This is a genomic window from Rhizobacter fulvus (assembly GCF_964020785.1).
Genome location: NZ_OZ224516.1, coordinates 2,240,244 through 2,265,715, shown reverse-complemented (window position 1 = coordinate 2,265,715; position 25,472 = coordinate 2,240,244). Strand labels below are relative to the sequence as shown.

At 70.1% G+C, this 25,472-nt stretch carries 32 protein-coding genes; 22 read left to right on the top strand and 10 right to left on the bottom strand.

What is annotated here, in order from left to right:
- The first annotated feature begins 13 nt into the window (after positions 1-13).
- A complete protein-coding gene (locus ACWH49_RS10765; protein ID WP_448174338.1) occupies positions 14-790 on the top strand; it encodes an ABC transporter permease in 777 nt (258 codons plus the stop codon).
- A 70-nt stretch (positions 791-860) separates the two neighbouring features.
- Positions 861-1,649, top strand: a complete 789-nt coding sequence (locus ACWH49_RS10760) for an ABC transporter ATP-binding protein (protein ID WP_448171457.1) — start codon at positions 861-863, stop codon at positions 1,647-1,649.
- A gap of 3 nt (positions 1,650-1,652) precedes the next feature.
- Here the strand turns inward: ACWH49_RS10760 and hutH are convergent, their stop codons facing one another.
- Positions 1,653-3,161: a histidine ammonia-lyase gene (hutH, locus tag ACWH49_RS10755; RefSeq protein ID WP_448171456.1), complete on the bottom strand. Its 1,509-nt coding sequence runs from the start codon at positions 3,159-3,161 to the stop codon at positions 1,653-1,655.
- A gap of 57 nt (positions 3,162-3,218) precedes the next feature.
- Between hutH and hutC the strand changes: the two genes are divergently transcribed.
- From hutC to ACWH49_RS10740, 3 genes are read left to right on the top strand one after another with little or no spacing between them, the layout of a single operon-like run.
- The gene (hutC, locus tag ACWH49_RS10750; protein WP_448171455.1) at positions 3,219-3,938 is read left to right on the top strand and encodes a histidine utilization repressor; all 720 of its coding nucleotides are present in this window, start codon (positions 3,219-3,221) and stop codon (positions 3,936-3,938) included.
- A 25-nt stretch (positions 3,939-3,963) separates the two neighbouring features.
- Positions 3,964-4,734, top strand: coding sequence for a UPF0149 family protein (locus ACWH49_RS10745; RefSeq protein ID WP_448171454.1), 771 nt, complete (start codon positions 3,964-3,966; stop codon positions 4,732-4,734).
- Between the two features lie 12 nt (positions 4,735-4,746).
- Positions 4,747-5,586: a metallophosphoesterase gene (locus ACWH49_RS10740; RefSeq protein WP_448171453.1), complete on the top strand. Its 840-nt coding sequence runs from the start codon at positions 4,747-4,749 to the stop codon at positions 5,584-5,586.
- 18 nt (positions 5,587-5,604) lie between these two features.
- On the opposite strand, the gene ACWH49_RS10735 is transcribed toward ACWH49_RS10740, so the two are convergent.
- Positions 5,605-6,228, bottom strand: coding sequence for a TetR/AcrR family transcriptional regulator (locus tag ACWH49_RS10735; protein ID WP_056471587.1), 624 nt, complete (start codon positions 6,226-6,228; stop codon positions 5,605-5,607).
- A 73-nt stretch (positions 6,229-6,301) separates the two neighbouring features.
- Positions 6,302-6,514 (bottom strand): hypothetical protein, encoded by a 213-nt coding sequence (locus tag ACWH49_RS10730; RefSeq protein WP_448171452.1) that lies wholly within the window; start codon positions 6,512-6,514, stop codon positions 6,302-6,304.
- 241 nt (positions 6,515-6,755) lie between these two features.
- Here ACWH49_RS10730 and ACWH49_RS10725 point away from each other — a divergent pair, with 241 nt between their 5' ends.
- The gene (locus ACWH49_RS10725) at positions 6,756-6,950 is read left to right on the top strand and encodes a hypothetical protein (protein ID WP_157615949.1); all 195 of its coding nucleotides are present in this window, start codon (positions 6,756-6,758) and stop codon (positions 6,948-6,950) included.
- A 103-nt stretch (positions 6,951-7,053) separates the two neighbouring features.
- Positions 7,054-8,490 (top strand): NAD-dependent succinate-semialdehyde dehydrogenase, encoded by a 1,437-nt coding sequence (locus tag ACWH49_RS10720; RefSeq protein WP_448171451.1) that lies wholly within the window; start codon positions 7,054-7,056, stop codon positions 8,488-8,490.
- Between the two features lie 9 nt (positions 8,491-8,499).
- Here ACWH49_RS10720 and ACWH49_RS10715 read toward each other — a convergent pair whose 3' ends face one another.
- Positions 8,500-8,964, bottom strand: coding sequence for a tetratricopeptide repeat protein (locus ACWH49_RS10715; RefSeq protein WP_448171450.1), 465 nt, complete (start codon positions 8,962-8,964; stop codon positions 8,500-8,502).
- Between the two features lie 123 nt (positions 8,965-9,087).
- Here ACWH49_RS10715 and ACWH49_RS10710 point away from each other — a divergent pair, with 123 nt between their 5' ends.
- Positions 9,088-10,386, top strand: coding sequence for an Hsp70 family protein (locus tag ACWH49_RS10710; RefSeq protein ID WP_448171449.1), 1,299 nt, complete (start codon positions 9,088-9,090; stop codon positions 10,384-10,386).
- A gap of 4 nt (positions 10,387-10,390) precedes the next feature.
- Here ACWH49_RS10710 and ACWH49_RS10705 read toward each other — a convergent pair whose 3' ends face one another.
- Together ACWH49_RS10705 and ACWH49_RS10700 are read right to left on the bottom strand one after the other, a co-directional pair.
- Entirely contained in the window at positions 10,391-11,587 is a 1,197-nt protein-coding gene (locus ACWH49_RS10705) for an amino acid aminotransferase (protein ID WP_448171448.1), read from the bottom strand.
- A 31-nt stretch (positions 11,588-11,618) separates the two neighbouring features.
- Positions 11,619-12,116, bottom strand: coding sequence for a glutathione peroxidase (locus ACWH49_RS10700; protein WP_448171447.1), 498 nt, complete (start codon positions 12,114-12,116; stop codon positions 11,619-11,621).
- 156 nt (positions 12,117-12,272) lie between these two features.
- Here ACWH49_RS10700 and ACWH49_RS10695 point away from each other — a divergent pair, with 156 nt between their 5' ends.
- The gene (locus tag ACWH49_RS10695) at positions 12,273-12,758 is read left to right on the top strand and encodes a response regulator (RefSeq protein WP_448171446.1); all 486 of its coding nucleotides are present in this window, start codon (positions 12,273-12,275) and stop codon (positions 12,756-12,758) included.
- A 16-nt stretch (positions 12,759-12,774) separates the two neighbouring features.
- On the opposite strand, the gene lplT is transcribed toward ACWH49_RS10695, so the two are convergent.
- A complete protein-coding gene (gene lplT, locus ACWH49_RS10690; protein ID WP_056471620.1) occupies positions 12,775-14,052 on the bottom strand; it encodes a lysophospholipid transporter LplT in 1,278 nt (425 codons plus the stop codon).
- A gap of 130 nt (positions 14,053-14,182) precedes the next feature.
- On the opposite strand from lplT, the gene alr reads away from it, so the two are divergent.
- The 4 genes from alr (at position 14,183) to ACWH49_RS10670 (ending at position 17,760) form a co-directional block, all read left to right on the top strand.
- Positions 14,183-15,280, top strand: a complete 1,098-nt coding sequence (gene alr, locus ACWH49_RS10685; protein WP_448171445.1) for an alanine racemase — start codon at positions 14,183-14,185, stop codon at positions 15,278-15,280.
- A 7-nt stretch (positions 15,281-15,287) separates the two neighbouring features.
- Entirely contained in the window at positions 15,288-15,683 is a 396-nt protein-coding gene (gene arfB, locus ACWH49_RS10680; RefSeq protein WP_448171444.1) for an alternative ribosome rescue aminoacyl-tRNA hydrolase ArfB, read from the top strand.
- 131 nt (positions 15,684-15,814) lie between these two features.
- Entirely contained in the window at positions 15,815-16,234 is a 420-nt protein-coding gene (locus tag ACWH49_RS10675) for a DUF2141 domain-containing protein (protein ID WP_448171443.1), read from the top strand.
- An 11-nt stretch (positions 16,235-16,245) separates the two neighbouring features.
- The gene (locus tag ACWH49_RS10670; protein WP_448171442.1) at positions 16,246-17,760 is read left to right on the top strand and encodes a carotenoid oxygenase family protein; all 1,515 of its coding nucleotides are present in this window, start codon (positions 16,246-16,248) and stop codon (positions 17,758-17,760) included.
- Here the strand turns inward: ACWH49_RS10670 and ACWH49_RS10665 are convergent.
- Positions 17,747-18,157, bottom strand: coding sequence for a RidA family protein (locus ACWH49_RS10665; protein ID WP_448171441.1), 411 nt, complete (start codon positions 18,155-18,157; stop codon positions 17,747-17,749). The two genes, ACWH49_RS10670 and ACWH49_RS10665, sit on opposite strands and share 14 nt — an antisense overlap.
- 116 nt (positions 18,158-18,273) lie before the next feature.
- Here ACWH49_RS10665 and radA point away from each other — a divergent pair, with 116 nt between their 5' ends.
- The 7 genes from radA to ACWH49_RS10630 all read left to right on the top strand — a co-directional run bounded on the left by radA (position 18,274) and on the right by ACWH49_RS10630 (position 22,768).
- Positions 18,274-19,641 carry a DNA repair protein RadA gene (gene radA, locus ACWH49_RS10660; RefSeq protein WP_056471641.1) on the top strand — a complete coding sequence of 456 codons (1,368 nt, stop codon included), beginning with the start codon at positions 18,274-18,276 and terminating at the stop codon, positions 19,639-19,641.
- Between the two features lie 112 nt (positions 19,642-19,753).
- On the top strand, positions 19,754-20,032 hold the full coding sequence (locus ACWH49_RS10655; protein WP_448171440.1) for a YkvA family protein: 279 nt from the start codon (positions 19,754-19,756) through the stop codon (positions 20,030-20,032).
- Positions 20,029-20,403, top strand: coding sequence for a hypothetical protein (locus tag ACWH49_RS10650; protein ID WP_448171439.1), 375 nt, complete (start codon positions 20,029-20,031; stop codon positions 20,401-20,403). Before ACWH49_RS10655 ends, ACWH49_RS10650 begins: the two co-directional genes overlap by 4 nt.
- 18 nt (positions 20,404-20,421) lie before the next feature.
- The gene (locus tag ACWH49_RS10645; protein WP_448171438.1) at positions 20,422-21,387 is read left to right on the top strand and encodes an ornithine cyclodeaminase family protein; all 966 of its coding nucleotides are present in this window, start codon (positions 20,422-20,424) and stop codon (positions 21,385-21,387) included.
- Positions 21,384-21,881: a MaoC family dehydratase gene (locus ACWH49_RS10640; protein ID WP_448171437.1), complete on the top strand. Its 498-nt coding sequence runs from the start codon at positions 21,384-21,386 to the stop codon at positions 21,879-21,881. Before ACWH49_RS10645 ends, ACWH49_RS10640 begins: the two co-directional genes overlap by 4 nt.
- A gap of 11 nt (positions 21,882-21,892) precedes the next feature.
- Positions 21,893-22,456 (top strand): hypothetical protein, encoded by a 564-nt coding sequence (locus tag ACWH49_RS10635; RefSeq protein WP_448171436.1) that lies wholly within the window; start codon positions 21,893-21,895, stop codon positions 22,454-22,456.
- 99 nt (positions 22,457-22,555) lie between these two features.
- On the top strand, positions 22,556-22,768 hold the full coding sequence (locus ACWH49_RS10630) for a hypothetical protein (RefSeq protein WP_448171435.1): 213 nt from the start codon (positions 22,556-22,558) through the stop codon (positions 22,766-22,768).
- A 21-nt stretch (positions 22,769-22,789) separates the two neighbouring features.
- On the opposite strand, the gene ACWH49_RS10625 is transcribed toward ACWH49_RS10630, so the two are convergent.
- A complete protein-coding gene (locus ACWH49_RS10625) occupies positions 22,790-23,983 on the bottom strand; it encodes a class I SAM-dependent methyltransferase (RefSeq protein ID WP_448171434.1) in 1,194 nt (397 codons plus the stop codon).
- A gap of 18 nt (positions 23,984-24,001) precedes the next feature.
- Between ACWH49_RS10625 and ACWH49_RS10620 the strand changes: the two genes are divergently transcribed.
- Both ACWH49_RS10620 and ACWH49_RS10615 read left to right on the top strand, forming a co-directional pair.
- Positions 24,002-24,349, top strand: a complete 348-nt coding sequence (locus ACWH49_RS10620) for a hypothetical protein (RefSeq protein ID WP_448171433.1) — start codon at positions 24,002-24,004, stop codon at positions 24,347-24,349.
- 17 nt (positions 24,350-24,366) lie between these two features.
- Positions 24,367-24,915: a methylated-DNA--[protein]-cysteine S-methyltransferase gene (locus ACWH49_RS10615; protein ID WP_448171432.1), complete on the top strand. Its 549-nt coding sequence runs from the start codon at positions 24,367-24,369 to the stop codon at positions 24,913-24,915.
- Between the two features lie 4 nt (positions 24,916-24,919).
- On the opposite strand, the gene ACWH49_RS10610 is transcribed toward ACWH49_RS10615, so the two are convergent.
- On the bottom strand, positions 24,920-25,435 hold the full coding sequence (locus tag ACWH49_RS10610) for an NUDIX hydrolase (RefSeq protein WP_448171431.1): 516 nt from the start codon (positions 25,433-25,435) through the stop codon (positions 24,920-24,922).
- Between the last annotated feature and the right edge of the window lie 37 nt (positions 25,436-25,472).

Below are 25,472 nucleotides of genomic sequence, written 5' to 3'. Positions count from 1 at the left end.
GCCTGCGCCGACGATCTTGAAGCCGCTGCGCGAGATCAGCCCGGGGCGCCGCAACGCCCTCGGCCTGGCCTTCTTCGTCCTGTTCTTCGTCGCGTGGGGGATCGCGACGCTGGGCGGCTTTGTGCCGAAGACCTTCCTCGCCGACCCGATCGCGATGCTGCGTTCGGGCTGGGTGCTGCTGACCGAGCAGGGCTTCGCGACGGACATCGGCTTCACGATCTGGCGCGTGCTCGGCGGCTTCGTGCTGGCCGCGATCGTCGCGGTGCCGCTGGGCGTGGCGATGGGTGCGTACAAGCCGGTCGAGGCGTTCTTCGAGCCGTTCGTCTCGTTCGCGCGCTACCTGCCGGCCTCGGCCTTCATCCCGCTGCTGATCCTGTGGGCCGGCATCGGCGAGGCGCAGAAGCTCGCGTTGATCTTCATCGGCTCGTTCTTCCAGCTGGTGCTGATGATCGCGCTGCAGGTCGGCGGCACCCGGCGCGACCTGGTCGAGGCGGCGTACACGCTGGGTGCGAGCGATGTCGGCATCGTCCGCAGCGTGCTGATCCCCGCCGCGGCGCCGCAGATCGCGGAGACGCTGCGGCTCGTGCTCGGCTGGGCCTGGACCTACGTGATCGTCGCCGAGCTGATCGGCGCGTCGAACGGGATCGGGCACATGATCACCGACAGCCAGGCGCTGCTCGCGACCGACCAGATCATCTTCGGGATCATCACGATCGGGGCGATCGGGCTGGTGTCGGACGTGCTGTTCAAGCGCTTGAATCGCAGGATGTTCGGATGGGCATCGATCTGATGGGCAAGTTCGCCGCGTCGCGGCAGGCGGCAGCCGAGCGCGCCTTTGCCGCCCCAACCAACGCACAGCCATGAGCACCCTCTCCATCCAAGGCGTTGGAAGAACCTTCGCCGCCGTCCACGGCGGCAAGCCGACGCTCGCGTTGCAGCCCACGAACCTCGACGTCGCGCACAACGACTTCATCACCGTGCTCGGGCCGTCGGGCTGCGGCAAATCGACGCTGCTGCGCATCGTCGCCGGGCTCGACACGCCCACGGTCGGCCAGGTGCTGCTCGACGGGCAACCGGTCACCGGCCCCGGCGCCGACCGCGGCATGGTGTTCCAGAGCTACACGCTGTTCCCGTGGCTCACGGTGCGCGAGAACATCTGCTTCGGGCTCAAGCAGAAAGGCATGCCGGCCGGCGAACAGGCCGAGATCGCAAAGCGGTTCATCGCCGAAGTCGGGTTGACGGGCTTCGAGTCGCATTACCCGAAGCAGCTGTCCGGCGGCATGCAGCAGCGCGTCGCGCTGGCCCGTGCGCTCGCCAACGATCCGAAGATCCTGCTGCTCGACGAACCGTTCGGCGCGCTCGACAACCAGACCCGCGCCTTGATGCAGGAGCTGCTGCTGTCGATCTGGGAGCTGCACAAGAAGACCGTGCTGTTCGTGACCCACGACATCGACGAGGCGATCTTCATGGCCAACCGCTGCGCGGTGTTCAGCGCGCGGCCCGGCCGCATCAAGAACGAGCTGCGGATCGACCTGCCGTACCCGCGGCACTACACGGTCAAGACGACGCCGCGCTTCTCGGAACTGAAGGCGCAGGTCACGGAAGACATCCGCGTCGAGACCTTGCGCGCGGTGCAGATGGAGCGGTAGCGCCTAGGCGTCGATCCCGGCTTCCACCAGCGCCGTCGCCGCGGCGATGTCGGGCGCCATCAACCGATCGACGCTCAAGTGCTCGACCTTGGCACGCAGTCGCGCCAACTGCGCCTCGAGTGCCTCGGACGAGCGCAGCGGCCGGTGGAACTCGACCGCCTGTGCCGCGCAAAGCCACTCGATCGCCACCACCGCCGCGGTGTTGTCGAGCATCGCATGCAGGCGGCGCGCGGCGAAGGTCGCCATCGAGACGTGATCTTCCTGGTTGGCCGACGTCGGCAGCGAATCGACGCTGGCCGGGTGCGCGAGCGACTTGTTCTCGGACGCGAGCGCCGCCGACGTGACCTGCGCGATCATGAAGCCCGAGTTCAACCCGCCGTGCTCGATCAGGAACGCCGGCAGGCCCGACAGGCCCGGATCCATCAGCATCGCGGTGCGGCGCTCGGCGAGCGCGCCGATCTCGGCGATCGCGAGTGCGAGGTTGTCCGCGGCGAAGGCCACCGGCTCGGCGTGGAAGTTGCCGCCGGACAGCGCCTCCTTGGTGTCCGAGAACACGAGCGGGTTGTCGGAGACGCCGTTCGCCTCGATCAGCAGGATGCCCCAGGCGTGCTCGATCTGGTCCAGGCATGCCCCCATGACCTGCGGCTGGCAGCGCAGGCAGTACGGGTCCTGCACGCGGTCGCAGTCGAGGTGCGACGCACGCAGCGGGCTGCCGGCGAGCCAGTCGCGGTAGCGTCTCGCGACCGCGCGCTGGCCGCGCTGGCCGCGCACCGCGTGGATGCGGTCGTCGAACGGCGTGTCGGAACCCTTCGCGGCATCGACCGTCATCGCACCGACCGCGACCGCGGTATCGAAGACGCGCCGCAGGCGCTGCACCGCATGGATCGCCAGCGCGGTCGAGGCCTGGGTGCCGTTCAGCAGCGCGAGACCCTCCTTCGGGCCGAGCTGCAGCGGCGCCAGCCCGGTATGCGCGAGCGCCTGCGCGGCCGGCATGCGTCGACCGTCGACGAACGCGTCGCCGACGCCGATCAGCACGCCGGCGAGATGTGCCAGCGGCGCCAGGTCGCCCGAGGCGCCGACCGAGCCCTTCTCGGGCACGACCGGCAGCACGTCGGCGTTCAGCAGCGCGAGCAAGGCATCGATCACCTCGGGCCGCACGCCCGAGACGCCATGCGCGAGGCTCGCCGCCTTCAGCAGCAGCATCAACCGCACCACCGGCGCCGCCAGCGGCTGGCCGACGCCGGCGCTGTGCGACAGCACCAGGTTCTTCTGCAGCTGCGCGAGATCGTCGTCCGCGATGCGGGTCTGCGCCAGCTTGCCGAACCCCGTGTTGATGCCGTAGACCGCCGCGTGCTGCGCGACCAGCTCGCGCACCGTGGCGACGCTGGCCTCGATATCGGCGCGGGCCGAGGCGTCGATCGCCCAGCGCGCGCCGCCTGCGGCGGCCTGCTCCAGCATCGTGGCGTCGAGTCGACCGGGGACGATGGTGTGCTGCGGCAGGGTCGAGTGCATGGACTAACTCCAAAGTGGACTAGACAACTTTAGCATGCAGGTCGATAGAATGCGGCGATGAAATCACCCTCCGTGGCCATCCGCACACTGCCGTATGCGACCGTCAAGGCGGCGTTGCGCGAGCGCATCGCGCAAGGCGGCTGGGAGCCGGGGGTGCGCCTGCCGTCGGAGCGCGAGCTGGTGCAGGAGTTCGGCTGCGCGCGCATGACGGTGCAGCGCGCGCTGCGCGAACTCGAAGAGGAAGGCCTGATCGAGCGCCGCCAGGGCTCCGGTTCGTACGTAGCCGAACTGCACCCGATTTCCAACCTGCTGCAGGTGCGCGACATCCACGACGAGATCCGCGAACGCGGCCACGCGCACACCACGCGGGTCGTCGGCGTCGTGCGCGAGAAGGCCGACGCGCGCACCGCGGCGGCGATGCGGCTGACGAAGGGCGCGCCGGTCTATCGCGTGCAGCTGGTCCATCTGGAGAACGGCGTGCCGATCCAGCTCGAGGACCGGCATGTCAACCCGGCGCTGGCGCCGGACCTGCTGGCGCGCGACTTCACGCAGGTCACGCCGTCGTTCGTGCTGTTCGAACACGCGCCGCTGACGGAAGCCGAGCAGGTCGTCGAGGCGGTGCTGGCCAGCGCGGAGCAGGCATCGCTGCTCGACGTGGCCGAAGGCAGCGCGCTGCTGATGGTGTCGCGCCGCACCGTCTCGCAAGGCGCCGTCGCGTCGGTGGCCCGCCTCTATCACCCCGGCACCCGCTACCGCCTGATCGTTCGCTCCGTCTGACGGAGCGAACGATCACAATCCGGGCATGACGCCCAAAGAAACACCCCCGTCGACCGCCGCGCGCGCCCACGACCTGACCGACGCCGAGTTCGCCGAGCTCGACGACCTGCTGCTCGAGACTCCCGAGCCGCTCGAACCCCTCGACGCGGTGATGCTCGACGGCTACCTGTGCGGCGTGATCGTGCAGCCGGTGCTGCTCGAACCGGCCACCTGGCTGGCCCATGTGTTCGATTTCGACGGCCGGCCACTGCCCGACGACGTGAACCAGGAATGGCTCGCCCGCACGACCGCGTTGATCATGCGCCGCCACGCGGCGCTGAACCGCGCGATCGTGGAGGATGGCTGGTTCGATCCGCTGGTGCTCGAGTTCGACGACGAGCACCCGCGCGAGCCGGTGCCCGAGGGCGAGATCGACCCCATGGCCGGCCTGAGCCCGGTATCGCAGTCGCTGATGCCCTGGGTCGCCGGCTTCCACCACGCCGCCGAGACCTTCCCCGACCTGGCCGAGATGCCCGACGACGCGGTGATGGCTGCCCTCGCGCGCTTGTACCGCCACCTGCCGGTCGAGGACGACGAGCAGCGCGAGCTGGTCGCGCTGCTCGACCGCGAGCACCCGCTGGCGACGCTGGACGACGCGATGGAAGAACTGGTCGTCACGATTGCCGACCTGCAGGACCTCACCGCCGAGCAACGTTACAAGGTCGAGACCGTCAAGCGCGAGACGCCCAAGGTCGGCCGCAACGAGCCGTGCCCGTGCGGCAGCGGGAAGAAGTTCAAACAATGCCATGGAGCGTGAGCCCCGGCGCCGATGCGACTGCAGCTGCTGTCCGACCTGCACCTGGAGCGTGACCCGTCGTTCCAGCCGAAACCCGCACCCGCCGTCGACGCGCTGGTCCTTGCCGGCGACATCGGCTCGTACCAGGCCGGCTCGCGCCTGAGCGACGACGATTTCGGGCTCGCGCGCTTCTCGCCGCTGCGGCCCGGCGCGCCCTGGCCGGTGGTGCTCTACGTCCCCGGGAACCATGAATTCGACGGGCTGGATTTCGACGCGACCACCGCCCGGCTGAAGCGTGTGTGCGCCGACCTCGGCATCACCTGGCTTGAACGCGAGACCGTCACGCTGGGCGGGGCGCGCTTCATCGGCACGACGCTGTGGAGCGACTTCGACGCATTCGCCAGTGCGGCGATCAAGCCGACCGAGCAGGCCAAGCGGCGCGACAAGGCGTTTCGCGCCGCGAACTTCTACCTGCGCCGCTTCACGACCCTGCGCGACGGCCAGCCGATGCTGGCCGAGGCGATCCGCGAACTGTCGCTCGACTGCCAGGCCTGGCTGCGCGCCGCGCTGGCGCAGCCGTTCGACGGCACGACGATAGTCGTCACGCATTTCGCGCCGAGCCTGCGCAGCGCCGACCCGCGCTACGGGCTCACGCCCGGCACCGCGGGCTTCTGCAACGCGATGGACGACTGGCTGCCGCAGGCCGACCTGTGGCTGCACGGTCACCTGCACTGCGCCAACGACTACCTCGCGCAAGGCGAGGCGGGCGCTCGGCCCTACCGCTGCCGCGTGGTCGCCAATCCGCTGGGCTATGCCGACAAGGGCGAGCAGCTCGCCTTTCGCGAGGACCTGGTGATCGAGATCCCCGGCTGAAGCGCCGGGCGCGCGGCGTCAGGCCCGCGCTGGCGGCGCCCCGGCCAGGCCGCGGAAGCAGGTCGAGAGCAACAATTCGACGATGCGTTCGTCCGTGAAGTTGGCGCTCGCCTTCAAGACACCCGACACCGGGTCGCAGGCGCGGGCGTAGATCGTGTAGAGAATGACCTCGGGCGGCAGCGCCGGGTCCAGCTCGCCGGCGGCCTGCGCCGCCAGAATCCAGGCCCCGAGCAGATCGCTGACCTGCATCACCCGGTCCAGGTAGGCGCGGTTGGCCATCAGCGCGCTGCGCAGGGCCGAGTTCTGCGCCGGCAGCGACGGCATCTCGCCCGCGAGCTGTGCCTGCATGGCCCAGCGAGTCACGGCTTCGAGGCGCTCGCGCGCGCTGGTGGTCTTGTCGCGCTCCAGGGTCTCGATCAACGCCAACGCCCGGTCGAGCACGCCGATCATGGCTGCGGCGGCCAGGTCTTCCTTGGACTTGAAGTGCTTGTAGAGGCTGGCCTTGGCGATGCCGACTTCGGCCGCGACCTCGTCGACCGTCATCGCCTCGAAGCCCTTTTCGGCGAGCAGGCGGTTGACGGCCTCGACGATCGCCCGTTCGCGCGCGATCAGCACCTGTTCCCGGAATGAGCCTCGCGCCATGAACCGATTCTAGGCCGCCCGCGACGCGGGCAAACGTGCCGGTCGCGGCGCGACCGACAAGTTCAGCGTGGACTCACAACCCGGTGCGTCGGGTCAGACGGTGTTCCCACGGCACGGGCGACTCCGCTGCGGCGGGTGGCGGGGACGGCTCGCCCCTGCCGACGGCATCGAAGCTCGCGTCGAGCCCGAACGCCGTGCCCATGTCGGCCGGGTCCGCGCCGTCGGTGGCGGAGTGTGCAGGCGGCCGGAGTGCCGCCAACCATGAAAGACCTGTGGACCAGCTCATCGCGACCTCCCGCGTGACCTTGTGATGTGCAATGAGTGTGCAATTGTTTTCGGCTGGCGATACGCCGATATGAGGGCGAGTTCGGTCGCAGTTGGCACCACCCCTGTGCGCGATGCGCCGCAACGCGTCGGCCTGGGGCGATTCCCCTCATTGACGGATGGCGCGGAGCTTGCGGGCCGCCTATGGTTGGGACGGCGCGCGCCACCTTTTCACGCGCCACTGGCAACGCAGGGAGCCGATCATGATTCTGGAAGGGCGCAAGACGCTGGTGTGGGGCACCATCGCGGCGGCGGTGTTCAGCGCGCTGTGGCTGGGCGCTTCCGATGGCAGCATTCCGCGCCTGAACGCCCAGCCCGGCGCGGCCGAGCGGCGCGATGCGCCGACGCTGATGCGTCAACGCGCCCCGTCGTCCGGCCCGGTCAGCGCGGCGCACTGAGCCCCCGGCCCGGCCAATGTCGGGCGCGATGCGGTCTAATTCGGTCTGACCCGCGACGCGGCCATTTGCCGCGCGCGCCCACCTCCCGAACCGAAGGACCGCCATGTACTCCGACGTCAAGCTTTTCATCAACGGTGAATGGACCACCGGCTCCTCGGGCAAGAGCGAGCCGATCGTGAACCCCGCGACCGGCCAGGTGCTCGCCCGCCTCGCCCACGCCGGCACCGCCGATCTCGACGAGGCGCTGCACGCCGCCGACAAGGGATTCAAGGTCTGGCGCAAGGTCTCGGGCTTCGAGCGCTCCAAGCTGCTGCGCAAGGCTGGCGACATCATCCGCAGCCGCGCCGACGAGATCGCCGCGCTGATGACGCAGGAGCAGGGCAAGCCGCTGGCTGAAGCCAAGATGGAGACGATGCTCGCCGGCGACATCATGGACTGGTTCGCGGAGGAATCGCGCCGCACCTACGGCCGCATCGTCCCGGCGCGCGCCGACGGCGTGATGCAGCTGGTCGTGAAGGAGCCGGTCGGCCCGGTCGCCGCGTTCACGCCGTGGAATTTCCCGATCAACCAGGCGGTCCGAAAGGTCTCGGCCGCGCTGGCCGCGGGCTGCTCGGTGATCCTGAAGGGGCCGGAGGAGACGCCGGCGAGCGTCGCCGCGCTGGTCAAGGCGTATGCCGACGCGGGCCTGCCGGCCGGCGTGCTGAACCTGGTGTTCGGCGTGCCGTCGGAAATCTCCGAGTACCTGATCCCCAGCCCGGTGATCCGCAAGATCACCTTCACCGGCTCGACACCGGTCGGCAAGAAGCTCGCCGCGCTCGCCGGCCAGCACATGAAGCGCATCACGATGGAGCTCGGCGGTCACGCGCCGGCCATCGTGTTCGGCGATGCCGATGTGGACACCGCCGTCAAGCAGCTCGCGGCGTCCAAGTTCCGCAACGCCGGCCAGGTCTGCATCGCGCCGACCCGCTTCCTCGTCCACGAATCGGTCTACGAGCGCTTCACCGAGGGCTTCGTCAAGGCCGCGCAGGCGATCAAGGTCGGCGACGGCATGAACGCCGAGTCGCGCATGGGCGCCCTGGCCAACTCGCGCCGGATCGAGGCGATGCAGATGTTCGTCGACGATGCGGTGGCCAAGGGCGCGAAGCTGCTGACCGGCGGCAAGCGCATCGGCACGACCGGCAACTTCTTCGAGCCGACCGTGCTCGGTCACGTGCCTGCCGGCGCCCGCATCATGAGCGAGGAGCCGTTCGGCCCGATCGCGCCGATCGTGTCGTTCAGCTCGTTCGACGAGGTCGTCGCCGAGGCGAACCGCCTGCCGTTCGGGCTGGCCTCGTACGCTTACACCCGCTCGTCGAAGACGGTGCAGGCGATCGGTGCGGCGATCGAGAGCGGCATGGTCACGATCAACCACGTCGGCTTTGCGCTGCCCGAGCTGCCGTTCGGCGGCATGAAGGATTCGGGCTACGGCTCGGAGGGCGGCACCGAGGCCATCGAGGCGTACCTCAACACCAAGTTGATCACGCAACTCGGGGTCGAGTAAGCAGCGCGCTCAAGGCGACGCGACGTACTTGTTGCCGTTCGCCTTGAAGCGCGCCACCGACTTCTTCAGGTCGGTGTACTCCTCGCACGGCAGCCGGCAGACCTGGTCGAGCGTGGCCAGGCGCTCCTCGGCCTTCGCGAGGTCGCCGGTCATCAGGTACAGCTCGCCCGAGTATTCGAGCGCGCCGCGGTGCTTGGGGTCGATCCGCAGCGCCTCGTTGTAGAACTTCTCGGCGGCGGCATAGTCCGGCGCGGGGCCTTTGCGCAGGCTGTAGCCCATCAGGTTGTTCCAGTCGGCGCTGCCGGTCTCGTTCACCTTCTTCAGTTCGTCGATCGCGCCACTCCAGTTCTTCTTGGCGATCTGGGCACGCGCCGGCGCGAGCGAATCGGCCTTGGCGGGTGCGGTGTCGGCCGCGTGACTGGCGCCAAGCATCGAGGCGAGCAGGGCGGCAGCGAGGGTCGGGCGGACGCGCATCGGTCTCTCCGTGGAACGAACTCAGGGCTCAGCGTCGCACCATTGCGCGCCCGGCGCAAGCCGGTCGAGCGGCGGTCAGTAGAATCGCGCCCCCGCCCCACTGCCATCGCCGGCCCTCGCCCCATGTTCTGCGCCATCGACTTCGGCACCTCGAATTCCGCGATCGCGATCCCGGCCGCCGCGGGCGCGATGCGCCTGGTGGAACTGGAGCCGGGATACACGACGATGCCGACGGCCGTCTTCTACTTCGTGGATGACCCCAGAACGGGGCCCGAGTTCGACGGCCCGCCCCGCGCCTTCGGCCGCGCCGCGGTCGCCGCGTATGTGGACGGGCTCGACGGCCGGCTGATGCGCTCGATGAAGAGCATCCTCGGCAGCAACCTGATCGACCAGACCACCGACGTCGGCGGCGGCCGCGGTGCGAAGTACCTGGACATCGTCGCCGGCTACCTGAAGCACCTGAAGGGCCGCGCCGAAGCGCAGGCCGGCGCGCCGATCCGCCGCGCCGTGCTCGGGCGGCCGGTGTTCTTCGTCGACGACGATGCGGCACGCGATGCGCAGGCGCAGGCCGCGCTCGAGGCGGCGGCGCGGCAGGTCGGCTTCGACGACCTCCAGTTCCAGTACGAGCCGATCGCCGCGGCGTTCGACTACGAGCGCAGCGTCGACCGCGAACAGGTCGTGCTGGTCGCCGACATCGGCGGCGGCACCTCCGACTTCTCGGTCGTGCGGGTCGGTCCGCAGCGCATCGACCTGCTCGACCGCAAGGCCGACATCCTGGCCAACCACGGCGTGCACGTCGCCGGCACGGACTTCGACCGCCGCATCGAGCTCGCCGCGATCCTGCCGCAGTACGGCTACGGCGCGTACGGCCCCAGCGTGGCGGGCGCCCCGGCGCGCGAGGTGCCGAGCGGCGTGTACTTCGACCTCGCCACCTGGCACCTGATCAACACGGTCTACAGCCCTGGTCGCGTCGCGGAGCTGCGCGGCATGCGCAGCTTCTACGGCGATCCGAAGCACCACGAGCGGCTGATGGTCGTCGTCGACGAACGCCTCGGCCACGAGCTGATGGCGCGAGCGGAAGCCGCCAAGATCGACGTGGCCGACGGCGGCGCGACGAGGATCGATCTGAGCCACACGGAACGTGACCTCGCGGCCGCGCTGACCGAGCGGCAGGCGGTGGAAGCCATCGAGGTCGACATCGCGCGGATCGTCGACGCCGCCGGCGAGGCCGTCGCGCAGGCCGGGCTGCAGCCGGCGCAGGTCGACGCGCTCTACTTCACCGGCGGCTCGACCGGGCTGCGCCTGCTGGCCGATCGCATCGCTGCGGCGTTCCCGTCAGCGCAGGTCGCGCGCGGCGACCGCTTCGCCAGCGTCGCGACCGGGCTCGGGCTGCACGCGCAGCGCTGGTTCGGCAGCACCTGACGCGTCAGCCGGCGAGCACCGCCGCCATCGCCACCGCGGTCGCCTCCACATTCCCGCTGTTCAGCCCCGCGACGCAGATGCGCCCCGAGCGCACCATGTAGACGCCGTGCACCTCGCGCAGCGCGTCGACTTGCGCGGTCGTCATGCCGGTGTAGCTGAACATGCCGCGCTGGGTCAGGAAGTAGCCGAAGTCGCGGCCCGGCACCTTGGCGGCGAGCACCGCGTGCAGCTGGGTGCGCATCGCCAGGATGCGCTCGCGCATCGCGCCGAGCTCGGTCTCCCAGCTCTGCCGCAGGCCCGGGTCGGTCAGTACCGTCGCGACGATCTGGCCGCCGTGGATCGGCGGGCTCGAATAGTTGCGGCGCACCGTGAACTTCATCTGGCCGAGCACGAGCGCGGCCTCGTGTGCGTTCGGGCAGACCACGCTGAGCGCGCCGCAGCGCTCGCCGTACACGCTCATGCTCTTCGAGAACGAGTTCGCGATGAAGAAGCTGACCCCGGCGCTCGCCAGCGCGCGGGCGGCGTACGCGTCCTGCTCGATGCCGTCGCCGAAACCCTGGTACGCGAGGTCGAGGTAGGGGATCAGCTGGCCGTCGCGCAGCACCGGGATCAGCTGCTCCCATTGCGCGCGGGTCAGGTCGACGCCGGTCGGGTTGTGGCAGCAGGCGTGCAGCAGCACGATGCTCTTGGCGGGCAGGCTGCGCAGCGTGGCGAGCATCGCCTCGAACTTCAGGCCACCGGTGGCGGCGTCGTAGTACGGGTAGGTGTTCACCGTCAGGCCCGCGCCTTCGAACATCGAGCGGTGGTTGTCCCAGGTCGGGTCGCTGACCCAGACCTGGCTGCCCTTGAAATACGTCGCCAGGAAATCGGCACCGACCTTCAGCCCGCCGCTGGAGCCCACCGACTGGATCGTCGCGACGCGGCCCGACGTGACCGCTTCATGGCCGGCGCCGAACAACAGGTGCTGCACCGCGGTGCGGAAGTTCGCGGCGCCCTCGATCGGCAGGTACGGCTTGGGCCCGCCCTTGGCGACGACCATCGCCTCGGCGCGGCGCACCGAGTCCATCACCGGGATGCGCCCGGCATCGTCGAAGTAGATGCCGATGCTCAGGTTGATCTTGTGCGGCCGCGGGTCCTTCTGGAAGTCCTCGTTCAGGCTCAGGATCGGATCGCCGGCGAAAGGGGGAATGTGCTCGAACATGGGGCGCGCGTGTCGGTGGGTTCAGGAAGGCTCAGGCGGCGAGTGCCGCCTCGATGTCGCGGGTGATCGATTCGGGCTTGTCGGTCGGGGCGTAGCGCTTGAGCACGCGACCGTCGCGTCCGACCAGGAACTTGGTGAAGTTCCACTTCACCGCCTTGCTGCCGAGGATGCCCGGCGCCTCCTTGGTCAGCCATTGCCACAGCGGGTGCGCCTCGGCGCCATTGACCTTGACCTTGCTCATCATCGGGAAGCTGACGCCGTAGTTGAGCTGGCAGAACGACGCGATCTCGCCGTCGCTGCCGGGGTCCTGCCCGCCGAACTCGTTGCTGGGAAAGCCGAGCACCACCAGGCCCTTGTCGGCGTAGGTCTTCCACAGCTTCTCCAGTCCCTCGAACTGCGGCGTGAAACCGCAGGCGCTCGCGGTGTTGACGATCAGCATGACCTTGCCGCGCTGCGTCGACAGCGCCGCCGGCTGGCCATCGATGCTTTGCGCCTCGAAGTCGTAGATGCTGGTGGGCGTGGTGGCCATGACGTGTCTCCGATGTGCCGCGATGCTGCGGGATGCGTGCAATCGTACCGCCGCCGCCCGGTGCGACCGGGCCGGCGGATTGCGCCGCCACGGGCGGCCAACGACGATGTGCCCCCGCGCAGCCCCCGCCTGTCGCGATCGCCGCCCCCTACGCAGATGACATCCTCCACGCCTGTCCCTTCCGCCGACGTCGATCTGCTGCTCGACATCGAGGCCCCGCGGCGAGCCCGCTCGCAGCGACGCGACGGTGCCGGGCGCGACGTGCTGGTGATCGACAGCGTCGCCATCGCGCGCAAGTTCCTGATGCAGCGGCTGGAGCGCTTCGGCTATCGCGCGCAGGGCGCCGAGCGCGGCGACGACGCGCTGGCACGCCTCGGCACGCAGCCGTTCGCGGTCGTCTTCTGCGAACTCTCGCTCGGGCCGGACGACCCGCTCGACGGGCTCGGCCTGTGCCGGGCCGTCAAGCAGCTGCCGCGCGCGGGCGGAACCGGCGCGCCGGGCTTCGTGCTCGTGACGGGCCGGCTCGGCGCCAGCGACCGCGTGCGCGGCGCCCTGGCCGGCTGCAACGCCTACCTGACCAAGCCGCTGGACGAGAGCGCGCTGCTGGCCGTGCTCGCGGGCGTCGACCCGGCCTTCCGCTAGGCGGGCCGCGCCGTGGTCAATGCTTGTCGCTTCGGGCGATGGCCAGCAGGTGATCGAGTTCGGTCTTGTACTTCACCCCGTTCGAGCGGTGCCAGCGGTAGATCAGCCACATCGTGCCGGCGACGACGCCGCCGAACAGCGCGATCGCGGTGAACGCCGACAGGCCGAACTTCGTCATACCGGTGTAGAACGCGCCCAGGCCGAGGATGCAGGCCTGCTCGTTGAAGTTCTGGACCGCGATCGAGCGGCCCGCGCCCATCAGGTTGGCGCCGCGGTGCTGCAGCAGCGCGTTCATCGGCACGACCATGTAGCCGCCGATCGCGCCCAGCATGATCAGGAACGGCGCGGCCACCCAGACGTTGGTGATCGCGTTCAGGCCGATCACCAGCAGGCCGAGCAGGATGCCCATCGGGATCACGCTGGTGGCCTGGTCGAGCCGCATGCGCATCGAGGCCACGACGGCCCCGGCCGCCGTGCCGATCACCACCACCGCCACCAGCGAGGTGGCCTGCGTCGTCGTGTAGCCGAGCGCCGCGGTGGCCCACGCGAACACGATGATCCGCAGGTTGCCGGAGACGCCCCAGAACAGCGTCGTCGTCGCCAGCGAGATCTGGCCCAGCTTGTCCGACCACAGCCGCGCGTTGCAGCTCGAGAAATCGCGCATCAGGCCGATCACGCCGTGCGCCAGCGGCTGCAGCGGCGCGTCGGTGCGCGGGATGCGCAGGTTGAATGCCGCCGCGATCAGGTACAGGAACACGATTACCGCGATCGCCGATTCGGGCGCGGTGACGATGCCGGTATCGATCAGCGGCAGGTCGATCGCCAGCAGGTGGCGCGACACCACGGCGCCGATCAGCTGCCCCCCGAGCGCGATGCCCAGGATGATCGACATGATCGTCAGCCCTTCGATCCAGCCGTTGGCCTTGACGAGCTGCGAGTTGGGCAGCAGCTCGGTCAGGATGCCGTACTTCGCGGGGGAGTAGGCGGCGGCGCCGAGGCCGACGATCGCATACGCCAACAACGGATGGCCGCCGAACAGCATCAACAGGCAGCCGACCACCTTGATGCCGTTCGACAGGAACATGACTTTGCCCTTGGGCACGGCGTCCGCGAACGCCCCGAGGAACGGCGCGAGGATCACGTAGAAGAGCGCGAACATCGGCCCCAGTGCCGGGATGTTCCACGACGGCGCGTTCGTGGTCTTCAGCATCTCGATGGCGGCCACCAGCAGCGCGTTGTCGGCCAGCGAGCTGAAGAACTGCGCCGACATGATCGTGTAGAAGCCCTTTTTCATGCGTGCGGAGGCTTCTCTTCAAACTGGGGGGGTCGGGCGAGCATGCCGGCATTGTCGCCGGAGCCAGGTGACGTTTTGTCACGGGCGGTACGCCGGGTTACCCCTTAGCTCGGTGGTGCAGAATCGATCGATGCCCCGCCCCATCGAAGCGCTGATCCACACCGAGGCCCTGGCCCGCAACCTCGTCCGCGCCCGCGCCGCGGCCCCGGAAGCGAAGGTCTGGGCGATCGTCAAGGCCAACGCCTACGGCCACGGCATCGAGCGCGCCTACGCGGGGCTCAGAGGTGCGGACGGCTTCGCGCTGCTCGACCTGGCGGAGGCCGAGCGCATCCGCGCGCTCGGCTGGCGCGGACCGGTGCTGCTGCTCGAAGGCTGCTTCGAGCCGCGCGACCTGGAGCTGTGCTCGCGTCTGAACCTCTGGCACACGGTGCACCACGAGGCGCAGATCGACTGGCTCGCTGCGCACAAGACGCACGTGCCGCACCAGGTGTTCCTGAAGATGAACAGCGGCATGAACCGGCTCGGTTTCAAGCCGGCGGCGTATGCGCACGCTTGGCGGCGCCTGAGCGGGCTGACGCAGGTCGAGAGCATCGCGCTGATGACGCACCTGTCGGATGCCGACGGCCCGCGCGGCATCGCGCACCAGCTCGCGGTGTTCGACGAGGCCGCGCACGACCTGCCCGGGGAACGCACGGTCGCCAACAGCGCCGCGACGCTGCGCTTCGCACCCGGTGCGGAGAACGTGCGCGGTGACTGGGTGCGCCCCGGCATCATGGTCTACGGCTCGTCGCCGGATTTCCCGGATCACTCGATCGCCGATTGGGACCTGCAGCCGACGATGAGCCTGCGTGCGCAGGTGATCGCGGTGCAGGACCTCAAGGCCGGCGAGCAGGTCGGCTACGGCAGCCGCTTCACCGCCGAGCGCGACATGCGCATCGGCGTGATCGCCTGCGGCTACGCCGACGGGTATCCGCGCGTCGTGCCCAACGGCACGCCGGTGTTGATCGGCGACGTGCGCACGCGCCTGATCGGCCGCGTCTCGATGGACATGATCACGATCGACCTGACGGCGGCGCCGGAGGCCGGCGTCGGCAGCGTCGCGACGCTGTGGGGCACGAGCCCGGGCGGCGCGGTGCTGGCGATCGACGAGATCGCGGCCGCGGCCGGCACGATCGGCTACGAGTTGATGTGCGCGCTGGCTCCGCGGGTGCCGACGCGGGCGATCTGAGCGCCCGATGCCCACCATCCCCGAGCACGAGGTCGAGTTCACCGCGATCCGCGCGCAGGGCGCCGGCGGACAGAACGTCAACAAGGTCTCGAGCGCGGTGCACCTGCGCTTCGACATCCGCGCCTCGTCGCTGCCCGAGCCGATCAAGGAGCGCCTGCTCGCGCTGAGCGATTCGCGCATCACTTCCGAAGGCGTGGTCGTGATCAAGGCCCAGACCACGCGCAGCCAGGACATGAACCGCGCCGATGCGCTGGCACGCCTGCAGGCGATGGTCGATGCGGTCGCGGTGCCGCCCAAGGCGCGGCGGCCGACCAAGCCGACCTTCGGCTCCAAGCAGCGGCGTCTCGCCGGCAAGAGCCAGCGCGCGCAGGTCAAGGCCGGACGCGGCCGGGTCGACGAGTAGCGCAAGCGCACGCCCGCATTTCGCGCCGGCTGCCGACGCCTCGCGCCGCGCGTCGGCGCTTCGTCGCAACATGGGTGCGCGACACGGCCCGGCTTCCTACAGTGACTCATCCGCCACCTTCGGGAGTCCCCATGAAAGCCCTTCTCACCGTCGCCACCGCCACCCTCGCGCTGCTGTCGTTCGCCACGCTGGCGCACGCACAGCCCGGCTGCGCCAACGTCGAGGTCCAGAACCTGCGCGTCGGCCAGGGGCCGTTGATGCTGGCCGCGTACAGCGATGCGGCCACCTTCCGCAAGACGGCAGCGACGCAGATGCAGGTCGCCGTGACGAACCCGACGATGACGCTCGCCGTCTGCGGCCTGAGCGGCGACGCCATCGCCATCACGCTGTACCAGGACCTCAACGCCAACGGTCGCCTGGATGCCAACCCGTTCGGCATGCCGACCGAGCCGTGGGGCGCCTCCGGCAAGCCGGCGCCGATGGGCCCGAGCTGGGCGTCGGCGCAGGTGCCGCTCGACACCGAGACCATCGTCGTCAAGCTGTCGCAGTGAGGAGCGCCGCCATGCAACGCCGCGACTTCCTGATCGCCTCTCTGCGCGCCGGCGCCGCCTTCGGCGCTGCGAGCGCGTGGCCCGCATTCGCGCTCTCGCCCGAGGGCCGGGCCTTCGATGCCGCGGTCGCCGCGCAGCCCTGGCTCAAGCCGTTCAAGGGCGTGACCGACCAGGACCTGCGCTGCGACGCGCTGACGCTGTCGGGCCGCTGGCCGGCGGACTTCCGGGGCCGCTTCTACCGCAACGGCCCGGCGCTGTACGAGCGCGACGGCCAGCGCTACCACCACTGGTTCGCTGGCGACGGCATGGTGCAGCAGTTCAGCTTCGGCGGCGGTGCGCGGCCCGCGGTGCGCCACCTCGGCCGCCTGGTGCGCACGCCCAAGCTCGCCGCCGAGCAGCAGGCCGGCAAGTTCCTGGTCAGCGCCTACGGTACGAAGATCGAGAGCGACGCGCCGACTCAGGGCGCCGACAGCTTCAACGTCGCCAACACCAACGCGATCGAGCACGCCGGCCGGGTGCTGGCGCTGTGGGAGGGCGGCTCGGCGTTCGCGATGCGCCCGGACGACCTCGCCACGCTCGGCCCGGTCACCTGGCAGGAGGGCCTGGCGCAGATGCCGTTCTCGGCCCATCCGAAGCTCGACGCGCAGGGCCACCTGTGGAACTTCGGCAGCGCCGGAAAGAACCTGGTCGTGTGGCACATCGACGCGGCCGGCCGACTCGTCGACGCGCAGATCGGCGAGACGCCCTACCACGGCGGCATGGCGCACGACGCGGCGATCACCGAGCGCTACATCGTGCTGCCGCTGCCGCCGATCAAGCTGCGCTTCGGCGAGGACGCGGCGTCGGGCCAGGCCTTCACGTACGAAGCGAACGAGCCACTGCGCGTCCTCGTGATGCGGAAGGAGGACATCGCGCAGCGCCGCGTCTTCGAGCTGCCGTCGCAGATGGTGTTCCACGTCGGCAACGCGCACGAGCGCGCCGACGGCAGCATCGCGCTGAGCTTCGTCGGCTCGCCGACGCCGGAGTTCGTGATGAAGACGGCGTCGTCACTGCTGGCCGGTCATCCGGGCAGCTTCGGTGGCTCGAGCACGCAGCTCGCGGTGCTCGACATGCGCAGCGGCCGCGTGCGCGTGGAGTCGATGAACGACATCGTCGAGTTCCCGCGCGTGCACCCGCTGCGCAACGGCCTGGACACGCGCTGGCTGCTGACCGCTGCAACCTGGGCCGGCAGCGCCGCGAAGCCGCTGTGGTTTCACGGCCTGCAGCTGCGCGACCTGCAGACCGGTCGAGCGCAGCGCTACGACTACGGCCCGCAGACCGTGGTCGAGGAGCACATCCTCGTGCCCAAGCCCGGCGCGCAGGGCGAACTCGACGCGTGGCTGCTCGGCACGACCTATGACGTGAAGCGGGGCGTGACCCGCGTCAACCTGCTCGACGCCCGCCACCTTGCCGACGGCCCGGTCGCGCAGGCGACGCTGCCGTACGGGTTGCCGTACGGGTTCCACGGCAATTTCACGGCGGCGTGAGGTCGGCCACCGGCCGCGCCGCCCGCAGCGCCGTGACCTCGATCTCGATCCGCATGCGCGGGTCGGCGAGGCCGGCGTGGATCATCATCGCGGCGGGCCGCACGTCACCGAAGTGACGGCGCAGCACCGGCCAGCACCGGCTGAAGTCGTTGCCGGGCGGCAGCACGTAGTGAACGCGCACGACGTCCTTGAATGCGGCGTTCGCGAGCGCGAGCGCGGCCTCGATGTTGCGGAAGCACTGCTCGGTCTGCTCGACCAAGTCGTCGGCGATCGTCATCGTGGTGTAGTCAAAGCCGGTGGTGCCGGAGACGAACACCCAATCGCCGTCGACGACGGCGCGGGAGTAGCCCATCTCCTCCTCGAAGCGGGAACCGGAACTGATCAGCTGGCGGGTCATGGCAGGGCAGGAGAGTCGTGACGGCCGATTGTGGAGGGCGTCGGTCGCCCCGCACGCCGCGAAGAAGCGTCCGGTTGTGACCGCGGCGACGTTTCGCTTGCGATGACAATCCCCGCATGGCCAAAGAAAAGTCGATCTACCTCTGCACCGAATGCGGCGGCACGTCCGCGAAGTGGCTCGGCCAGTGCCCGAGCTGCGAGGCCTGGAACACGCTGGTCGAGTCGGTTGCCGACGCGACGCCGAAGAACCGCTACGCCACGACCACGCGCGGCCTGATCGCGAGCCAGCCGGTCACCACGCTGTCCGAGATCGAGGCCAGCGACGTCGACCGCCAGCCGACCGGGATCGACGAGCTCGACCGCGTGCTGGGCGGCGGGATCGTCGCCGGCGGGGTGGTGCTGATCGGTGGCGATCCGGGCATCGGCAAGTCGACGCTGCTGTTGCAGGCGCTCGATTCGCTCTCGCGCGGCATGAAGACGCTCTATGTCACCGGCGAGGAGAGCGGCGCGCAGGTCGCGCTGCGCTCGCGGCGCCTCGGGCTGAACGGCTCGCAGGTGCGCGTGCTCGCCGAGATCCAGCTCGAGAAGATCAGCGCCACGCTCGACCAGGAGCAGCCCGCGGTCTGCGTGATCGATTCCATCCAGACGGTCTACAGCGATCAGCTGTCGTCCGCGCCGGGCTCGGTCGCCCAGGTGCGCGAGTGCGCGGCGCAGCTCACCCGCATCGCCAAGCGCAGCGGCACGACGATCGTGCTGGTCGGCCACGTCACGAAGGAGGGCGCGCTGGCCGGCCCGCGCGTGCTCGAGCACATCGTCGACACGGTGCTGTACTTCGAGGGCGACACGCATTCGAGCTTCCGCCTGGTGCGTGCGATCAAGAACCGCTTCGGCGCGGTCAACGAGATCGGCGTGTTCGCGATGACCGAGAAGGGCCTGAAAGGGGTCGCGAATCCGAGCGCGATCTTCCTGTCGACGCACGGCGATCCGGTGGCCGGCTCGTGCGTGCTGGTCACGCTCGAAGGCACGCGGCCGCTGCTGGTCGAGATCCAGGCGCTGGTCGATTCGGGCGGGCCGTCGCCGCGGCGCCTGTCGGTCGGCATCGAGCGCGACCGGCTGGCGATGATGCTGGCGGTGCTGCACCGCCACGCCGGCGTCAGCGCGTCGGACCAGGACGTGTTCGTCAACGCGGTCGGCGGCGTGCGCATCAGCGAGCCGGCGGCCGACCTGGCGGTGATGCTGGCGATCCAGAGCAGCCTGCGCGGCAAGGCGCTGCCGCGCGGCTTCATCGCGTTCGGCGAGGTCGGGCTGGCCGGCGAGGTGCGGCCCGCGCCGCGCGGGCAGGAGCGCCTGAAGGAGGCGGCCAAGCTCGGCTTCTCGGTCGCGATCGTGCCGAAGGCCAACGCGCCCAAGAAGCCGATCGAAGGCCTGACGATCCACGCCGTCGACCGCATCGAGCAGGCGATCGACGTGGTGCGCGGGTTGTGAGAAGGGCCGCGAGCCGCGCCGTCGGTTACAACAGCGGCCTTGTCATCGCCCCCGCCGCCCGCACGTTGAGCGCTGGTCGCCGTGTCGCGACGCCTCGATTGGAGTAAGTCCCATGTTCAAACGCATCGCCGTGCTCTGGTCGCTGGTCAAGGGCGACGCCCGCCTGTTGTGGCGCGCGCTTCGGCATCCGCAGGCGCCGGGCTGGCTGAAGCTCGGCACGCTCGGGATCGCGCTGTACCTGCTGTCGCCGATCGACCTGATCCCGGACGTCATCCCGGTCTTCGGTGTGCTCGACGACATCGTGATCGTGCCGCTCGCGATCCGCTGGCTGCTCGGCCGCTTGCCGTCGCACCTGCGGGCGGACATCGGCGCGGGGTCGCGCGCCGCATGAATCCGGTCGTCGGCTGGGCGCTCGCGTTCATCGCGCTGGTCGCGGGCTGGTTCAGCTACGGCTGGCCCGGTATCGCGCTGGCGTTCAGCGTGATCGTGTTCTGGCTGCTGATCCAGTTCAACCGTTCGGTGCGGGTGATGCGCGACGCGTCGGAGGCGCCGGTCGGCCACGTCCCCAGCGCGGTGATGCTGCACTCGAAGCTGAACGTCGGCCAGCCGATGCTGCAGATCGTCAGGATGACGAAGAGCCTCGGCCGGCGCGTCAGCGAATCGCCGGAGATCTGGTCGTGGACCGACGACTCCGGCGCCGAGGTGCGCATCACGTTCGACAAGGGCGTCTGCGCCAGCTGGACGCTGGACCGTCCGGGCTGAACCGGCGGGGCGCTGGCGATGCAACTGATCGACGCCGCGACGACGCGCCGCCACCTGCCATTCGACGCGCTGATCCCCGCGCTGCGGACGATGTTCGTCGCCGGCGCCGAGGTGCCGTTGCGCACCGCGCACCGCGTCGGTGGCCAGGGCGGCGACGGCCATGGCGGCACGATCCTGCTGATGCCGGCCTGGCGAAACGGCGCACGGCTCGGCATCAAGACCGTGACGATCTTCCCCGGCAACGGCGCGCTCGGCCTGCCCGGCCTGCACTCGACCTACCTGCTGTTCGACGCCACCACCGGCGTGCCGCTGGCGCAGCTCAACGGCAACGAGATCACCTCGCGGCGCACCGCGGCCGCCTCCGCGCTGGCCGCGTCGTACCTCGCGCGCACCGATGCGCGGCGGCTGCTGATCCTGGGCACCGGCCGCGTCGCCACGCTGCTGGCGGAGGCGATGCGCGTGGTGCGACCGATCGACGACGTCGTGATCTGGAACCACCGGTCAGCGTCTGCCGAACGGCTCGCGGGCGAGTTGCGGGCCGCGGGCATCGCCGCGCGCGCGTCGACCGATCTCGAGACCGCCGTCGCGCAGGCCGACATCGTCAGCTGCGCCACGCTCGCGACCGCCGCGCTGGTGCGCGGCGCATGGTTGCAACCCGGCACGCACCTCGACCTGATCGGCAGCTTCACGCCGCAGATGCGCGAGGCCGACGCCGACTGCTTCGCCCGCAGCCGCGTGTTCGTCGACACCGAGGAAGCGCTCGTGAAGTCCGGCGACGTGCTCGAGGCGATCGCCGCCGGCGCGTTCGATCCGGCGCAACTGAAGGGCACGCTCGCCGAGCTGTGCACGGGCACGCGCCCTGGCCGACGCGACGCGGCCGAGCGCACGCTGTTCAAGGCGGTCGGCACCGCGCTGGAGGACCTGGCGGCGGCCGAGTTGGTGTTCGACGCGGTCCAGCGCGAATCGCTATCCTCGTGCGGATGAACGACATCACCCCGGCCGCCGCACCCGCACCCCGCACGATCCGCTGGTACTGGGAGGACTTCCCGGTCGGCAACCTGCGCGAGTTCGGCGCGATGCACGTGACCCGCGAGGCGATCCTCGCGTTCGCGGGGCAGTTCGACCCGCAACCCTTCCACCTCGACGACGCGGCCGCCGAGGCGTCGCTGTTCGGCAAGCTGTCCGCCAGCGGCTGGCACACCTGCGCGATGTCGATGCGGATGATGTGCGACGAGTACCTGCTCGAATCCAGCAGCCTCGGCTCGCCTGGCATCGACAGCCTGCGCTGGACCAAGCCGGTGCTGGTCGGCGACACGCTGAGCGTGCGCATGACGGTGCTCGAGGCGCGGCCGATGAAGAGTCGGTCCGCGGTCGGCCTGATCCTGTCGAAGTGGGACGTGCTCAACCAGGACCGCGAGCAGGTGCTGACGATGCAGGGCTGGGGCATGTTCGGCCGGCGCACGCCGGCGGTCGCGTAGCGGCGGCATCGATGCGCGCCTCGATCGCCCTCGCGCTCACGGTGCTGGCCGCAGTGGCCGGGTGGACCGCCCCTTCGTCCCGGGCGGCGGAGGCAGCACCGGCAAGTGCCGCGGCGGCATCGGCACCCGCAGCGGCACCGCAACCGGCGGACCTGTTCGATTTCTGGCTCGGCGACTGGTCGCTCACCTGGAAGAACGCCGACGGCAGCACCGGCACCGGCCGCAACCGCATCACCCGGATCCTCGATGGCCGGGTGATCCAGGAGGACTTCGAGGCGCTGACGGACCCGTCACCGCCGCTGCTGAAGGGCCGCTCGCTCTCCGTTCTCAACAATGGCGTGTGGCGTCAGTCGTGGGTCGACAACCAGGGCGGCTTCTTCGCGTTCAGCGCGCGGGTCGACGGCGAACGTCGGCTGTTCGTCACGGAGCCGCGCACGCTGCGCGACGGCCGCACGCTGGTCCAGCGCATGGTGTTCCACACGATCACGCCGGTGTCGCTGACCTGGGACTGGGAGCGCTCGGAGGACGGTGGCCGCACCTGGACGCGTGACTGGCGCGTGCATTACACGCGCTGACGCGCGCCGCGAACCCCCAACTTGACGCCGCCGCGCCGCGCACGTCGCCGCCAGAATCACGGCTCCCGCGCGACGCGCGCCATCCCCGGAGACCGACCCATGCTGACGATGAACAAGTACGCGATCGTGACGACCGACGGCACGCACTGGACCGCCTACGCGGAGCAGTACAGCCCCGCGACCGGCTCGGTCTCCTTCTTCGTCGGCGGCAATGCGTTCACGACGATCGCGAACGTGCTCAGCGTCACGCTGGTCGGGCTGGCACCGGCAGGCACGACCGACGGCATGGCCCGCATCGACGAACTGACCTGAGCGCCGCGCGTCGCGCGGCGCTCAGGCCGCCGTCGCGGCGCGGTCCGCCTTCAGCAGCGTCTCGAGGCATTGGTCGCGGATGCCGTAATGGCCCTTGACGGCCTCGATCTCGCGCCAGATTTCATCGGCGGGCGTGGCCCGCGCCCGCTTCACCGCCAGGATCATCTTGTTCTTGTTCGTGTGCTCGAGCGCGACGAATTCGAACACCTGCGTGTCGTAGCCGCAGGCTTCGAGCAGCATCGCGCGCAGGCCATCGGTCAGCATCTCGGCCTGCTGGCCCAGGTGCACGCCGTGCTTCAGGATCGGTCGCAGCGGGTGCGGGCTGAGCAGTTGCGGCCGCAGCTCCTTGTGGCAGCACGGCGAGCACATGATGATCTGCGCCCCGGCCCGCACGCCGGTGTGGATGGCGTAGTCGGTGGCCACGTCGCACGCGTGCAGCGCGATCATCACGTCGATCTTGGGCGGCACGACGCTGCGCACGTCGCCCTCCTCGAAGCGCAGGCCCTGCGCGCCCAGCCGCTGCGCCGCGCCGTTGCACAGCGCGACCATGTCCGGGCGCAGTTCGACGCCGGCCACGCGCGCCGGCAGGCCAAGCGTCTCGTGCAGGTAGTCGTGCATCGCGAACGTGAGGTAACCCTTGCCGCTGCCGAAGTCGACCACGTCGAGCTGCGGGGCCGACTTCAGCGTCGTCTCGGCCAGCGCATGGTCCAGCACCTCGATGAACTTGTTGATCTGCTTCCACTTGCGCGCCATCGCCGGCACCAGCCGGTGCTGCGCGTCGGTGACGCCGAGCTCGGCGAGGAACGCGCGGTCCAGGTCCAGGAAACGGTGCTTCTCGCGGTCGTGGGCCGCGGGCGCGGCGCTGTGGCTTGCCTTGCCGCGCAGCAGCGTGCGCTTGCCCTTCTTGCTGACGAGCAGCTGGATCTCCTCCACCGCGGTGAACAGGTGCGCGTGGGCGAACGCGCCGTCCATCAGCGCCCGGACCCGCTGCACGCCGTCGGCCGGATCGAGGTTCTTGGTGATGTCGCGGGTCGGGTGGGTATGGACGAACGACAGCTGGGTCGCCCCCTTCAGCGTCACCGGCCGCACCGTCACGCGCACCAGGTCGCCAGCCGCCGCACCGGGCTTGGCGAGCACGAGTTTGGCGAACGTGCCCTGCGCGATCGCGTTGTCGAGCAGCGAAGCGAATGTCGCGAGGGGATCGAGGTCGGCCATGCTGCTAGTGTAGGGAGCATGGCCACGCGCGCGCCCCGCAGCAACCGGAAGCACCACTACAGCGTGTACGTCGTCGAACTCGCCGACACGGTCTGGAACCTCGCCGGCTTTCGCAAGGCCAACCCCGGCTACGTGCTCGGCAAGCCGTTCGTCTACGTCGGCATGACCGGTCTGGACCCGGACCTGCGCTTCGACCGCCACAAGGCCGGCATCCAGGCCAACCGCTACGTGCGCGACTACGGCCTGCGGCTGCTGCCGCAGCTGTATGCCGTCTACAACCCGATGCCGTACCACGGCGCCTGCGAGATGGAGGTCGAGCTCGGCATCGCGCTGCGCGAAGCCGGCTATGGCGTCTGGCAGGGATGACGGATCATCATCGCGCCATGACCGCCATCGCCTTCACGCTGTTCGACACGCCCGTCGGCACCTGCGCGCTGGTCTGGGGCGAGCACGGCATCGTCGGCACTGCGCTGCCCGAGGCCAGCGACGCGGCCACGCGGGCCCGGGTGCAACGCCGGTTCGGCGCCCTGCCCGACGCGGCGCCGCCCGCCGAGCTGCAGGCCGTGATCGCGCGCGTCCAGGCGCTGCTGCACGGCGCGCCCGACGACCTGGCCGACATCGCGCTGGACCTGCGCGGCGTGCCGGCGTTCGACACCCGCGTCTACGCGTACGCACGTGGCATCCCGCCGGGCCAGACGCGCAGCTACGGCGAGGTGGCCGCAGCGCTCGGCGAGGCCGCGCCGATGGCGCGCGCGGTCGGCCAGGCCCTGGGCGCCAACCCGTTCCCGATCATCGTGCCGTGCCACCGGGTGCTGGCCGCGGGCCGTCGCGCCGGCGGCTTCTCGGCGCCGGGCGGCACGCGAACCAAGCTGCGGTTGCTGGAGATCGAAGGCGCGCGGCTCGGCGGGACGCCGGGCCTGTTCGACCGCTGACCGGTCAGCCCGCGGGGGCTGCCGTGGCCGAATCCGGCGGCAGCGACTGGGGCGGCGCGGGCGGCGCCAGCAAGCGCGCCAGGACCGCGTCGAGCTCGATCCGCGCCGTCAGCACCTGGGCCATCTTCGGCGTGCACAGCTGGCCGATCCGCTCGAACGCGAACCAGCCGTAGCCGTCCATCTCGGGCAGCTGGCGGCCGGACCAGCGGTCGAGGTAGCGCGTCTCGCAGCGCAGGTCCTTCAGGTCGAAGCGCGGCATGCAGGTCGCGAACAAGTGCAGGTTCTTCTTGTTCGTGTAGTGGAAGCGGCCCAGGTCGATCAGCGCGTCGGGTTCGAGCCGCACGCCCGATTCCTCGCGGGTCTCGCGCACCGCCGCCTCCAGCGGCGTCTCGCCGGGATTGATGCCGCCCTTGGGCAGATCCCAGTGGTTCTGCCCGGTGACGTGGCAGAGCAGCAGCTCGCGACCCGGATTCAGGATCACGACACCGCAGCTCAGGCGCTTGGGGTTGAAGAACGACATGGCGGGCTCGATCGGAGCCCCGAGTCTGGCACGGCCG